At 40.7% G+C, this 14,223-nt stretch carries 12 protein-coding genes and 1 pseudogene; 7 read left to right on the top strand and 6 right to left on the bottom strand.

Annotation, left to right across the window (positions count from 1 at the left end; genetic code table 11):
* Nucleotides 1-94: 94 nt before the first annotated feature.
* On the bottom strand, nt 95-958 hold the full coding sequence (locus IGI46_RS04400; protein ID WP_429972966.1) for a helix-turn-helix domain-containing protein: 864 nt from the start codon (nt 956-958) through the stop codon (nt 95-97).
* A 177-nt stretch (nt 959-1,135) separates the two neighbouring features.
* Between IGI46_RS04400 and IGI46_RS04395 the strand changes: the two genes are divergently transcribed.
* The 4 genes and pseudogenes from IGI46_RS04395 (at nt 1,136) to IGI46_RS04380 (ending at nt 4,235) form a co-directional block, all read left to right on the top strand.
* Nucleotides 1,136-1,492, top strand: coding sequence for a hypothetical protein (locus IGI46_RS04395; protein ID WP_429972965.1), 357 nt, complete (start codon nt 1,136-1,138; stop codon nt 1,490-1,492).
* Nucleotides 1,493-1,714: 222 nt separating this feature from the next.
* A complete protein-coding gene (locus tag IGI46_RS04390; protein ID WP_429972964.1) occupies nt 1,715-2,557 on the top strand; it encodes a rolling circle replication-associated protein in 843 nt (280 codons plus the stop codon).
* Between the two features lie 34 nt (nt 2,558-2,591).
* Nucleotides 2,592-2,874: pseudogene (locus tag IGI46_RS04385) on the top strand (helix-turn-helix transcriptional regulator).
* Between the two features lie 65 nt (nt 2,875-2,939).
* Nucleotides 2,940-4,235, top strand: a complete 1,296-nt coding sequence (locus IGI46_RS04380; RefSeq protein ID WP_429972963.1) for a site-specific integrase — start codon at nt 2,940-2,942, stop codon at nt 4,233-4,235.
* 23 nt (nt 4,236-4,258) lie between these two features.
* Here the strand turns inward: IGI46_RS04380 and rpsI are convergent, their stop codons facing one another.
* Together rpsI and rplM are read right to left on the bottom strand one after the other, a co-directional pair.
* Nucleotides 4,259-4,651, bottom strand: a complete 393-nt coding sequence (gene rpsI, locus IGI46_RS04375) for a 30S ribosomal protein S9 (RefSeq protein ID WP_207671589.1) — start codon at nt 4,649-4,651, stop codon at nt 4,259-4,261.
* 15 nt (nt 4,652-4,666) lie between these two features.
* The gene (gene rplM / locus IGI46_RS04370) at nt 4,667-5,113 is read right to left on the bottom strand and encodes a 50S ribosomal protein L13 (RefSeq protein ID WP_342662608.1); all 447 of its coding nucleotides are present in this window, start codon (nt 5,111-5,113) and stop codon (nt 4,667-4,669) included.
* Between the two features lie 313 nt (nt 5,114-5,426).
* Between rplM and IGI46_RS04365 the strand changes: the two genes are divergently transcribed.
* Nucleotides 5,427-6,635: an argininosuccinate synthase gene (locus IGI46_RS04365; protein WP_429962235.1), complete on the top strand. Its 1,209-nt coding sequence runs from the start codon at nt 5,427-5,429 to the stop codon at nt 6,633-6,635.
* 327 nt (nt 6,636-6,962) lie between these two features.
* A complete protein-coding gene (gene argH, locus IGI46_RS04360) occupies nt 6,963-8,339 on the top strand; it encodes an argininosuccinate lyase (protein WP_429972962.1) in 1,377 nt (458 codons plus the stop codon).
* A 63-nt stretch (nt 8,340-8,402) separates the two neighbouring features.
* Here argH and IGI46_RS04355 read toward each other — a convergent pair whose 3' ends face one another.
* Nucleotides 8,403-8,870 (bottom strand): Dps family protein, encoded by a 468-nt coding sequence (locus IGI46_RS04355; protein ID WP_429962233.1) that lies wholly within the window; start codon nt 8,868-8,870, stop codon nt 8,403-8,405.
* Nucleotides 8,871-8,990: 120 nt separating this feature from the next.
* Here IGI46_RS04355 and IGI46_RS04350 point away from each other — a divergent pair, with 120 nt between their 5' ends.
* Nucleotides 8,991-9,683: a prepilin peptidase gene (locus tag IGI46_RS04350; RefSeq protein ID WP_429972961.1), complete on the top strand. Its 693-nt coding sequence runs from the start codon at nt 8,991-8,993 to the stop codon at nt 9,681-9,683.
* A gap of 23 nt (nt 9,684-9,706) precedes the next feature.
* On the opposite strand, the gene msrA is transcribed toward IGI46_RS04350, so the two are convergent.
* Nucleotides 9,707-10,228 carry a peptide-methionine (S)-S-oxide reductase MsrA gene (gene msrA, locus IGI46_RS04345; protein WP_429962231.1) on the bottom strand — a complete coding sequence of 174 codons (522 nt, stop codon included), beginning with the start codon at nt 10,226-10,228 and terminating at the stop codon, nt 9,707-9,709.
* 304 nt (nt 10,229-10,532) lie between these two features.
* A complete protein-coding gene (gene rpoC / locus IGI46_RS04340; RefSeq protein ID WP_429962230.1) occupies nt 10,533-14,186 on the bottom strand; it encodes a DNA-directed RNA polymerase subunit beta' in 3,654 nt (1,217 codons plus the stop codon).
* Nucleotides 14,187-14,223: the final 37 nt, after the last annotated feature.

The raw sequence follows: 14,223 nt of genomic DNA, 5'->3' as shown, positions 1-14,223 counted from the left end.
ACATTCCTGATTTTTTGTAGAACGATTTCTTAATGCTTGGAAAACTGTTGTGCTTTGTAGTTTTTTTCCTGATTCAATCGCTCATTTTTCCGTTCTACTTCCCAAACCAATCCTCCACCTGATCAGCACTTACCTCCCCATACAACTTAATCAAAGCCGGCCGCAACGTCTGAATAACTTCCACCAACTCTTCCCCGCCAAACATTCCTGTAAATGGTTTATCCGTCAATTCTTCGGACAAATCATTGATCAACTGAACCGTCTGTCGGTCATCCGCCAATATATTGATTAATTTACCAATCAAATACCGCTCTTCAAATGTACTATCTGAGGAAAAATCAAACTTGGCAACTTCTTCTTTGACCAGTTTTATCATAGTCTCTTTGTCACCATAATTGAATTCTCCGGCTACATCCATAAATTCAAAGATGTTGGTGGTGATTACTAAGATCGCTTCATCCTTTTTCGCCTGCGACAAATCACCGATAAAAGGCAGGTTCTCTATTTCTTGGGCTGCTAACTTCTGTAACTCTTGTTGGATGAATGTCTGTTGGATCTCATAAAAAAAGTCGTCAATAAAAATTTCCTCTGGGTAGCCAACTTCATTCTCCCAACCAGGATTTTTGAAATCGCCGGTATAGAATTCTTCTTTGATTATTTGAACAACCTCTGGATGGTCTTTAAGAATTACCTCTTGCCCTTTTAATCGTAAATAGTCCGCTATATATTCATCTATATCACCGTAATAAAACCACCCAACGGTTTTCCCGCTGATACTAGATAATTGCTTGATTACAGCAATCGGCGCCAACGTATACCCCTGAACATAGGCGCTGATCGTCGGCTTCTTTAATCCAAGTCGATTACCTAACTCTGTAAACGAAAGGTTCATCGACTCCTTGATCTCTTTGATTCGCTTTCCAACCTTAACTTTATCCGGTTGCAATAATTCAAACATCTACTGATTCCTCCACGTCGTTTTTTTCATTATATCACCCGTATAACTTTTCGTATATATTTTTTGCTGTTTTCTGTTGACATCGTATAAGATACCGTATATTATCTAATTATAGATGGCCATCTATTTTTTTAAATCGATCGTATAAAAAATCGTATATTAAAGGAGAACTATGTTATGGGAATCAAAATTACCGATCTAGAGTTACCAACAAGAAAACTAGAATCAGAATATCAAGTCGTTAGTGTCGCAAGATGGCAAAAAGATGGTGAAATCCTAGGCTGGAGCTATGAATGTATCTTAACGAAAGTGCGTTATGAAAAAATCTCTGTAAAAGTAGCGACTACTGCAGAAAACCCAATAATTTCAAATGATGAATTAGCACAGCAAGGCCTAATTACAGTTACTTTTGACAATCTGGCGATCAGACCCTGGGCGCAAGTGAATGGACGTTTCATTAATTATGGATTATCAGCCACTGCCGACTCTGTAAAGCTCGTAAACAAAAAGGGTGGAAACACTCCGACACACTAATTGCACTGCTCGATTGTAGAAGAATTTAGTCGGAGCCGGCTGGGCCCCAGCCCAGAGCCGGTTTCGGCGTAAAGAATTCTTCTATAAGTGAGCGGTTTGGAAAGACTGCGCAGCAGGATTTCCCCTTAACTTGATTTAATTTATAGACCAACATCAGGAGAAAAATGTCTGCTTCTCTCACCGTCCATTGAAAACTGAATAGTCACCAAGGAGTGATGATTTTTGAAAGCCTACAATCAAAAAATCATTGAAACTCCCACGTACACTGAAATTTATGAATATGAAGCAATTATTACACCTAAACAAAAAGCGAAAAAAATTGACATTGATTCTGAACGAAGACAAGAACTTGAATGGTTATATGAAGACATCGGAGAATTAGATAAAAGAAAAAAATTTGATGAATTATCCTCTCAAGGACAATACGATAGCTTGAAACGCAAACAGAAATACTATAAAAATAAACGTTTTGAGATCGCCCGATTGATAGATATGAATTTTGACAAGCAAACGAAATTTCTAACTCTCACTTTTAAAGAAAATATTCAAGATATTGATGATGCGAATAACGAATTTAAAAAATTTATCAAACGATTAAACTACCAAACTTATCATACGAAAAAAGCGAAACTAAAATACTTAGCCACGTGGGAAAAACAGCAACGTGGTGCCATCCACTACCATATCATCCTATTTACTTTTCCTTATATGCCTTTTGAGCAGCTAAGTGAGGTTTGGGGTCATGGATTTGTCACGATCAACAAGATCGACGTGGACAGCATTGAAAACCGCGGACGATATGTCAGCAAGTATTTCGACAAAGATTTAGAACTGAAAGAACACAAAAAGAAGGCCTTTTTCAAATCACGTAATTTGAAAGAACCAAAGGTAACAAAACGACTGGTAAATAAACCATTCGACACAAGTGACCAAGAAATCATCTATACAAGCGATTATCTCGTAAAACGTCCCATTTTCTTCAATGATAGGGACAGCGGCGAGAAATGTATGGATTTTCAAGAAAGCATTGTGCGGTACACCAAGATAAAAAATAATTCTGCATGAGCGAATCAATAAATTTTCTAAGGAAGTGAACCCTATGACAGAAATGACCATTTTACTGAGTAACGAGCAGTTGGGTGCGATCTCTAGCCAACTCAACAGCGTCATCGTCTCTCAAATCGAGCAAATCAAGAATCAAGAATCAAGAAAATCTGCAATATCGCTATATGAACAAAAAACAAACTTGTGAATATCTCCAAATCTCAAATAATACACTGGATAGTTGGATCAAAGAGGGGCTCCCACGAATTAAAATTCATGGATCAAACCGATTTGATCGAGTCGCTATCGATCAGTGGCTACAAGGTATGGCAAAATAATTCCGGCATCGCTATAATTCATTTATAGTATTTGATTTCGGCTCGCAAACTCGGAGGTAAATACTGTGGCAATTAGCAAAACAAAGAACAAGACCTATCGAGTAAGGCTCTACTACCCTCAAGATATTCAGGAACGCTTGGGGGTAGGCAAGCTTTACTCTAAGACATTCAAAACCAATAAGGAGGCAAAAGACGCAGAAATTGATTTTTATGCCTCGATCAAAGAAATTCGGGAAAGTAAGGATAAGACGGCTTTAGAATTAGGCGGTGAAGCATTATTCAAAGATTTCTATGAGGAAGTCTGGTTGGATGCCTATGTCGCTGGATTGACTTCTACAAACACAAATCCACCAACGGCGGTTACGGTAGCCAACACAAAAGATGTTTTTCGCCTGCATATCATCCCAATGTTTGGCAAGTATACGCTAAACTATCTGAACCAAAACAAGGCTTTTGTTTTAAAGGGGATGACGAAAAAAGCAGCAGAGTATGCAAATTTTAAAACGTTGAGAAGCTATGTAAATTCCATTTTTGATTGGGCAGAAGAACTCGAATATATCGAACGGAATAAGCTTGAAAAATCGTTGAAACGAATCAAAGCAACTAAGAAAAACCAGTTAAAAGCGGCGAGAAAAGAGGAAGACTTATACCTGTCTTTCGAGCAACTACAAGAATGGTTGCAAGCGACTCAAGAAGATTACGAAAATGGACTGCTTTCCTTGCAAGACTATGCTCTATTCCAAACGACTTTTTTCTTATCTGATCGAAAATCTGAGACTTACGCCATTAAGTGGAAAAATGTTGATTTTGAAAAATCTCAAATCACGATCGGCACTGCCTTAGATAAATTTGGTAATGAAAAAAGTACGAAGGGTAATAAAACGACGATTTTCCATATTCCCAATGAGCTAAAAATACTGCTTCAACAATGGAAAGCACAACAGCAGAAGGATTTGGCACAATTTGAGATCGAACAAACCGACGAACAGCTCGTTTTCACCTTTTTCGATGACAAAGGCAACGTCAATCAGCGATTGCATACGGATTACTTAAACTACCGTATGAATTCGATCGAGCGGCGCCATAAAAATCTCGCTCATGCGACACCCCATAAGTTACGCCATACTGGTGCGACTCTAGCCAAGAAGTCTGGCGTAGGACTTGAACAGATTTCAGAAGCCTTGACTCATAGTGATACCAACGTCACCAGAACCTACGTGAATACACCTAACGTCATCCAAATGCCAGTCGGCGAGATCGCCTATCGAAAACTAGCGCAAAATGTCGCAGACCGGAATGGTGTCAACAATGGTGTCAACTCAAAAAAAGACGCTTCGCAAACTGAATTGCGAAACGCCTGAAAGTGTTGATATATAAGGATATATTAACGTTTTGAGAACTGTGAAGCTTTACGAGCTTTCTTAAGACCTGGTTTCTTACGTTCAACCATACGTGAATCACGAGTAAGCAATCCAGCGCGTTTTAATGGAAGACGGAAGTCAGGATCAACTTCTAGTAACGCACGAGCGATACCATGACGGATAGCGCCTGATTGTCCAGCGTAGCCTCCGCCGTCTACATTTACGAATACATCGTATGAACCTGTTGTTTCAGTTACGCCAAATGGTTGGTTGATAACTAAACGTAGGTCAGCATGTGGAATATATTCTTCAACGTCTTTTTTATTTACAGTAATTTTACCAGTTCCTGGTACTAAACGTACGCGAGCAACTGCATTTTTACGACGGCCTGTGCCGTTATATTGTACTTGTGCCAATGAATTTCCCTCCTGTTAAATTAAGTTTGTGATATCTAAAACTTCTGGTTGTTGCGCTTCATGTGGATGAGTAGCTTCACCATAAACGTGAAGTTTCATGCCTTGTTTGCGTCCTAGAGTGTTCTTAGGCAGCATCCCTTTAACAGAAGTTTCAATCAAACGGCGAGAATTTTTAGCACGTAATTCGCCTGCAGAGACTGATTTCAATCCGCCTGGGTACATTGAGTGACGGTAGTACATCTTGTCTGAAGCCTTATTACCTGTTAATTTCACCTTGTCAGCATTAATTACGATTACAAAATCTCCAGTATCTACATGTGGTGTGAATGTTGGTTTATTTTTACCACGTAAGATAGAAGCAACTACAGTTGAAAGACGTCCCATAGGAACATCGGTTGCGTCTACTACGTACCATTTACGTTCTACTTCGCCTGGCTTAGCCATATATGTTGTGCGCACGATTTCTTCCTCCAATTTCAATTTCGAATGTTTGACAAACACTTGAGTTTCCGGGGCTCTCGTGGGGCAAACAATACCATTTACCATAATACTTCCTAATGCCCGTCCTGTCAACGTTTTTCTGTTGTCTTTACAATTTTTTTCCAATCTTTTTCTTCATTTACTATACAAACTTTTCTGAACAAAAATGCATAAAAAGACAGTATTACAAAATATTTTTGTATAAATATTTAAAAAGTGCTTGATTTTTGTATTTTATGATGCTAAGATAACTTCAACACAAAATTAGATTTCAATGAAAAAGGGAGTTTTCAGGATGAAAGAAAAAGTAATTTTAGCTTATTCAGGTGGTTTAGACACTTCAGTTTCTATCAAATGGTTAGTTGACGAAGGCTACGATGTAGTGGCTTGTTGTTTGGATATTGGTGAAGGCAGAGATACTGAATTCATCAAAAACAAAGCCTTGCAGGTAGGTGCTTCTGCCTCTTATGCGATTGATGCCAGAGAAGAATTCGCACAGGATTTCGTTTTAGTCGCATTGCAAGGAAATACTTACTATGAAAATTCTTATCCATTGGTTTCGGCTCTCTCTCGTCCTTTAATTTCGAAAAAATTGGTTGAGCTGGCTCACCAAACAGGAGCTACTACGATCGCTCATGGCTGTACCGGTAAAGGAAACGATCAAGTACGTTTTGAAGTTTCAATCGCAGCACTTGATCCGAACTTAAAAATCATCGCTCCAGTTCGGGAATGGAAATGGTCACGGGAAGAAGAAATCAATTATGCAGCGGAAAAAGGCGTGCCGATTCCAGCTGACTTGGACAATCCTTACTCTATCGACCAAAACTTATGGGGTCGGGCTTGTGAGTGCGGAATCCTAGAAGATCCTTGGGCAACACCGCCAAAAGGTGCTTACGACATCACAGCTGAACTAGAAGAAACACCTGACGTTGCGACAATTATGGAAATCAGCTTTGAAAAAGGCGTGCCCGTTGCTTTAGACGGCGAAGAAATGCTGTTGTCAGATTTGATCATGAATCTGAATGCCGAAGCTGGCAAACATGGGATTGGCCGGATCGACCATATTGAGAACCGTTTAGTCGGGATCAAATCACGGGAAGTCTACGAATGTCCAGCCGCAACGGTATTAATGGCTGCCCATAAAGAACTGGAAGATTTGACTTTTGTCCGGGAAATGGCGCATTTTAAACCAATTATCGAGCAAAAATTAGGTCAAATGATTTACGATGGTTTATGGTTCAACCCAATCATGGATGCCTTGAAAGCTTTCTTGGCTGAATCACAAAAAGTGGTAAACGGTGTTCTACGGGTAAAATTATTTAAAGGCAATGTCATTGTTGAAGGACGGAAGTCTACCAACAGCTTATATAATGAAAACTTGGCGACTTATACCTCTGCGGATACCTTTGATCAAGATGCGGCAATCGGCTTCATTAAATTATGGGGACTACCAACTAAGGTAAACGCTGAAGTACAAGCAAGCACTAAACAACCTAGTTTATAAGAACTTGCAAGGTGAACCTGATGTGAGACAGCTTTTACTTGCCGGTAAATAAGGCTGTCCGGTTCACATCTTGCCATTGCTCTTAGGTGAGTTTCTTTTCCTGTAAAGGAAATAAGGAAACCAGCAGTGTGTTTCATCCTGAGGTATCTGAGAAGATGCCTCCTCCCAAGCAATCAAGACCGTTTCTGCGGTCTTTGGCTTCATGAACTGGCCTTCTAGTTCATGAAGCTTTTTTGAATAAAAATGTAAAAAGTCTGTTTTCATTTAGACCGAAAGCAGCTAGTCTAATAGATAGCAGGAATTTTATCAGGAAGCGGAGGAACAATTATGGCAAAGCTTTGGGGCGGTCGTTTTGATGGCAAAAATGAAGCGTGGATCGATGCATTTGGTGCATCCATTCCTTTTGATCAGCAATTAGCGAAACAGGATATTACGGGAAGTTTGGCTCACGTCAAAATGTTAGGTAAAACTGGCATCATTTCTGAGGAAGATGCGGCAGCTATTACTGCTGGCTTGCATACTTTAGCTGAAAAATTAGCCAAAAATGAATTAGTTTTCACGATTGAAAACGAAGATATCCACTTAAACTTGGAGAAAATGCTTCACGATGAAATTGGTCCTGTAGCCGGCAAACTGCATACAGCCCGCAGCCGGAATGACCAGGTAGCAACCGATATGCATTTATATCTGAAAGAACATGTACAAGGCATCGTTGAAAAGATTACGGACTTCCGTGAAGTTTTAGTAGCTAAAGCCGAAGAACATACTGAAACGATTATGCCAGGTTATACTCACCTGCAGCATGCTCAGCCAATTTCTTTCGGACATCACTTGATGGCTTATTACAATATGCTTACCCGAGATCAGGAACGTTTAGAAGAGAGCTTGAAACGGATTGACTTATCCCCTTTAGGCTGTGCAGCTTTAGCTGGTACAACCTTTCCAATTGATCGTCAAATGACAGCTGATGAATTGGACTTTGGCGGGATTTACAGTAATAGCTTGGATGGAGTCAGTGACCGCGACTTCATTTTAGAATTTCTAAGCAACAGTTCAATTTTAATGATGCATTTGTCTCGTTTCTGTGAAGAAATCATTTTGTGGTGCAGTCATGAATTTAAATTCGTGGAACTGACGGATACCTTTTCTACTGGCAGCTCAATTATGCCGCAAAAGAAAAACCCTGACATGGCAGAATTAATTCGCGGCAAGTCGGGACGTGTGATTGGCGATTTAGTCGGCCTATTAACCGTTATGAAGGGGTTGCCGTTGGCTTATAACAAAGATCTGCAGGAAGATAAGGAAGGCATGTTTGATACCGTTCATACCGTAGCTACCAGCCTAGAGATTATGACCGGCATGGTAGACACCATGAAGGTTCACACTAAAACCATGCACGATGCTACAGAAAAAGATTTTTCCAATGCCACTGAATTGGCTGATTACCTGGCAACTAAAGGCATTCCTTTCCGTCAAGCCCACGAAATTGTTGGCAAGCTGGTTTTAAGCTGTACCCAACAAGGGATTTACCTGCAGGATGTTCCGTTGAATGAATACCAGGCGATCTCGGAATTAATCAAGGAGGATATTTACGATACTTTAGCCTCTAAAACCGCCGTGGTTCACCGGACTTCATTAGGCGGTACCAGTTTTGAACAGGTAGAGTGGCAGGTCCAAGAAGCAAAGAAAGCATTAAATAGATAAGAATAAAAAAGGAAAAACCTGAGCAGCCGTCAATATTCTGACAACCGCTCAGGTTTTTTCTAATTATGCATCAATTTCGGGTGCTTTGCCTAATTTCGCTTGCAGCATCCAAATTTTCTTTTCTACATCTGTCTTGTATTCAATGAAGATATCTTGTGTACAATCGTCGCCTTCTTCACCAGTTACATCGATTCCTTTTTGGTAAAGATCTGCCAAGTAACGATAGCCTTTAACTAAATTTTCCATCCGTTCAGGAATTGTACGGTCCCAACGACCTTTTTCATCTTCAATTCCAGTGTGTTCTGCCCATTCGCTTAAAGTTGAAAAAGGAGAACCATCCAAAGTAATCAGGCGTTCTGAAATGACATCCAATTGATCATTGATTTCATCCATGTAGTCATCCATTAATGGGTGCAGCGTTAAAAATTCAGGTCCGCGCATGTACCAGTGTGTTTGATGAATAACTACTGAAAATTGACTAAGATCCGCTACCAGTTGATTCAATACTTCTTTTGTTTTTTCAAATTTCATAAGTGCATTCCTCCTAAAGTTTGTCTCAATAAAAGCATAGTACACTTTGACCAAAAGTACAAAGAATTCGATAATTTTTTTTGTATTTTGCGTATCTTTCTTTAAAGGAGGATTTTCGTTATGCAATTTCTTTTGTTTCTACTCGGTACGATCGTTGGTTCGTTTCTTTGTTTGATTGCTGATCGCCTGCCTAAACACCAATCTATACTCTACCCTGGCTCCCATTGCACTTTTTGCGGTCAGCCCTTGCGACCACAAGAATTGATTCCGGTCTTTTCGATTATTCTGCAAGATTTTCGTTGTTCACATTGCCAGCACAAGCTGTCTCTTCGTTATTTGTTTTGCGAAGTATTCACCGGCTGCCTCTTTGTGCTCTTTCTTCCAGAACTAAGCTGGAAAAACGGCTGGCTGCTCTTTTGGTTGTTAAGCAGCTATGTATTGGCAATGATTGATTACGATACGTTCTTAGTAGAGGGGAGGATTTTAATTTTCAGCGGTTGTTCCCTCATTATCGGTGCCCTTTTTCTTGGTTGGCCGCTGCACTGGACTTATCCCCTCATTATGATTGCCGGTTTTTACCTGCTGCAAAAGCTGCTGCCAAACAGTATGGGAAGCGGAGATCTATGGATTATTGCCTTGTGGAGTCTATTTTTGCAAATTGATGAATTATTGATGGTTTTAATAATAGCTTCTGGCAGCGGAATTCTTTTTTACGCTGTGCAGCGGCTGCGCGAAAAAGTTTTGGTGGAAATTCCTTTTGTACCTTTTCTCTTCTTTGCTCTTTTAGTATTGCTGCTCCTGAAAAAAGCCTAGAACAATTTGCTCTAGGCTTCCTTCTATCTCCAATTTTTGCGAATAAATCCAGCACGGCCGGACCCTTCACTGTACATCTTGTAATGCAATTTATTCTTCTTATAGTAATCTTGGTGATAATCTTCGGCTGGATAGAAGGTTTTGGCTGGCTCAATCGAAGTTACGATTGGTTTGTCAAAATGTCCACTTGCCTGCAAACGTTCCTTTGAACGTTCAGCAACTGCTTTTTGCTCAGGAGAATTGTAAAAGATGACCGGGCGATAGGAATCTCCTCGATCAGCAAATTGTCCAAAAGCGTCAGTTGGATCGGTCTGCTGCCAGTAAATTTCTACTAATTGTTCATAGGAAATCACATCAGGATCGAAGGTAATTTCTACGGCTTCAGTATGCCCTGTTAAGCCAGAGCCGACCTGTTCATAAGTTGGATTAGGTACATGTCCGCCGGTGTAACCAGAAACAACTGTTTTGATTCCTGGCATTTGATCAAACGGCTTCACCATACACCAAAAACAGCCACCTGCAAAAATTGCTTTTTCTTCTGCCATTGCATTCATCCCCTTTGACTCTATCATAGTCGCTTTTGCCTGAATTGAAACAAATTTGCTCATAAAAGGAAAGATTTCGTAAATATGTTCAACTATTTATTTTTGCTTTAACAAAAATATGAAAGTTAGACTGACAGCTAGCTCTTTTTAAGGGATTCATTTTCGTACGCATACCATCCAACTAAACCTTTCTATTCGATTATTTGTTATTAATCAGCAACTTCCTTCTATTTTACTATCACTGCCAAAAGTTGGAATGGCAAAAAAACCTGCTCAATAATAAATTGAGCAGGTCCTTAATCTTTTATCCTAATGGATTGTTCAAAGCATCTTCGGCAGCTAATTGTGCTTCAATATCAGAGATACTGTAGACATTTTCACTGGCCACAACGACTTCTTTTGGTTCCATATTGCGGTAACGAGCCATACCAGTACCGGCAGGAATAATCTTACCGATAATAACATTCTCTTTCAATCCAAGTAATGGATCTTTCTTACCGCGAATGGCAGCATCCGTCAAGACCCGGGTAGTTTCCTGGAATGACGCAGCTGACAAGAAGCTGTTCGTTTCTAGTGAAGCTTTGGTAATACCAAGCAAGACTGGACGAGATGTCGCAGGTGAGCCACCAGCTACTAAAGTATTGTAGTTACGGTCTTTAAAGTCGGCAATATCCAATAATGTACCTGGTAAGATATCTGAGTCACCTGGGTCCATTACGCGGACTTTACGCAACATTTGACGAACCATTACTTCGATATGTTTATCACCGATTTCTACCCCTTGCATCCGGTATACTCGTTGTACTTCACGCAACAGGTAAGTTTCAACGGAGATTACGTCACGCACTTGTAATAAGTGTTTCGGATCAATTGAACCTTCTGTTAGTGGTGCACCACGGTGAACAATGTCTCCTTCTACAACTTTCATACGAGAAGTATAAGGAATAGTATATGTCCGAGTATCGGTTTCACCTTTGACTGTTACTTCTTTCGAACGGGTGGCAGCATCTTCAACGATTTCAGATACTTCACCAGTTACCTCAGTAATAACCGCCAAACCTTTTGGATTACGTGCTTCAAAAATTTCTTGGACACGAGGAAGACCTTGAGTAATATCGTCTCCAGCAACCCCGCCGGTATGGAACGTACGCATGGTCAACTGAGTACCGGGTTCACCGATTGATTGGGCAGCGATGGTACCAACTGCTTCACCGACTTCAACGTCATCACCAGTAGCCAAGTTGCGGCCGTAGCAATGTTTACATACCCCATGTTTTGTATTACATGTAAAGACTGAACGGATGGTTACTGTTTCAACACCAGCATCAAGCAAACGTTTTGCATCTGCTTCAGTGATCAGCGTATCGCCACCCATTAAGATTTCGTTCGTTTCAGGATGTCTCACCGTTTTTTGCGTATAACGTCCAACTAAACGTTCTTCCAGTGATTCAATAATTTCATTACCTTCACGAATCGCAGAAATTTCCAAGCCTCGGTCAGTTCCACAGTCGTCTTCACGAACGATAACATCTTGAGCAACGTCAACCAAACGACGAGTCAGGTAACCTGAATCGGCTGTTTTCAAGGCAGTATCGGTCATCCCTTTACGAGCACCGTGAGTAGAGATAAACATTTCCAAGACAGACAAACCTTCACGGAAGTTTGAAATAATCGGCAATTCCATGATTTGTCCATTCGGAGCGGCCATCAATCCACGCATACCAGCAAGCTGAGTAAAGTTGGAGATGTTACCACGGGCACCAGAATCAGACATCATGAAGATCGGGTTTTTCGCGTCTAATGATTCCATCAGTTTTTGTTGGATGGCATCTTTAGCTGCGTTCCAAACACCAATTACGCGTTCATAACGTTCATCATCGGTAATCAAACCTCGACGGAATTGTTTGGTAATGACACCGACTTGCTCGTGAGCTGCATCGATGATTTCTTGTTTTTCAGCCAAGGCCATGATGTCGGCTATCCCAACAGTCATACCCGCCATGGTTGAATGCTTGTATCCTAAATCCTTCATACGGTCCAACATCATGGATGTATCGGTTACTTTGAAACGCTTGAAGACTTCAGAAATAATGTTTCCTAGGTTTTTCTTCTTGAACGGTAAAATGATTTCTTGTTCCTTGATGATCGAAGGAATATCAGAACCTCTTTCGACAAAGTATTTGTCAGGGGTATGCTGCGTCAAGTTGAAATCAGTTGGTTCATTCAAATATGGGAACTCCTGAGGCATGATATCATTGAAAATAATCTTACCAACAGTCGTAATCATTAGACGTTCCTTTTGCCATTCGGTAAATGGTTTGTCGCCTAAAGTATTTGGATCAACAGCTACACGAGAATGTAAATGCACATAGCCATTACGCCATGCCAAAACAGCTTCGTTCATGTCGCGGAAAATCATGCCTTCCCCTTCACGGCCGTCTTCTTCCATAGTCAGGTAATAGTTACCCAAGACCATATCCTGAGATGGTGTAACAACTGGTTTACCATCTTTTGGATTCAAAATATGAGTTGCAGCCAGCATCAGCATACGTGCTTCTGCTTGTGCTTCTTCACCTAATGGTAAATGCACCGCCATTTGGTCTCCATCGAAATCGGCATTGTAGGCTTCACACACAAGTGGGTGAAGACGAATTGCCCGACCTTCAACCAAGATTGGTTCAAAGGCTTGGATACCAAGTCTATGCAAAGTAGGCGCCCGGTTCAGCAGAACAGGATGTTCACGAATAACTTCTTCTAAGATATCCCAAACAACATCTTCTTGGCGTTCAATTTTACGTTTTGCATTTTTGATGTTTGAAGCAATTTCCCGTTGTACCAACTCTTTCATTACGAAAGGCTTGAACAATTCGATTGCCATTTCTTTTGGTAAACCACATTGATACATCTTCAAGAACGGTCCAACAACGATAACTGAACGTGCAGAGTAGTCAACCCGTTTACCCAGCAAGTTTTGACGGAAACGACCTTGTTTCCCCTTCAACATGTGAGAAAGAGATTTCAATGGTCGGTTACCTGGTCCAGTAACTGGACGGCCGCGACGACCATTATCGATCAACGCATCCACTGCCTCTTGCAGCATCCGTTTTTCATTTTGAACAATGATATTGGGCGCATTCAAGTCTAATAGACGTTTTAACCGATTATTACGGTTGATTACCCGACGGTATAAGTCATTTAAGTCAGAAGTCGCAAAACGACCACCTTCTAATTGAACCATTGGACGCAAATCTGGCGGGATAACTGGAATAACATCCATAACCATCCAGCTTGGTCGGTTACCAGAAGAACGGAAAGCTTCCAATACGTCTAAACGACGGATAGCACGAGTCCGTTTTTGTCCTTGAGCAGTCTTCAATTCTTCTTTTAGTTCGGCAGATTCGCCTTCTAAATCAACTTGGTCTAACAGTTGTTTGATCGCTTCTGCACCCATGGCAGCGTGGAATTCTTGACCGTATTGATCACGCTTTTCACGGTATTCACGTTCTGTTAGTAGTTGCTTTCTTTCCAAGCTTGTATTACCAGGTTCAATAACTACGTAAGAAGCAAAGTAGATAATTTCTTCCAAGGCACGAGGACTCATGTCTAAAATAAGACCCATACGAGAAGGAATACCTTTGAAATACCAAATGTGTGTCACAGGAGCAGCTAATTCGATGTGTCCCATGCGTTCACGACGAACTTTTGAGCGAGTAACTTCTACACCACAACGGTCACAAACGATGCCTTTATAACGAATACGTTTGTACTTTCCGCAGGCACATTCCCAGTCTTTGGTAGGACCAAAGATCCGTTCATCAAATAACCCTTCGCGTTCTGGCTTTAAGGTACGGTAATTAATGGTTTCCGGTTTTTTAACTTCACCGTAAGACCAGCTTCTGATTTTTTCGGGAGAAGCTAAACCTATTTGCATACTTTCGAACTTATTAACATCGATCAAAAGGGTTTCCCTCCATTTCTTATACTCCGCAAGCCAT

This window comes from Enterococcus sp. AZ163 (assembly GCF_050498925.1).
Lineage (GTDB): Bacteria > Bacillota > Bacilli > Lactobacillales > Enterococcaceae > Enterococcus_A > Enterococcus_A ferrettii.
This window is presented reverse-complemented; position numbering and strand designations above follow the sequence as displayed.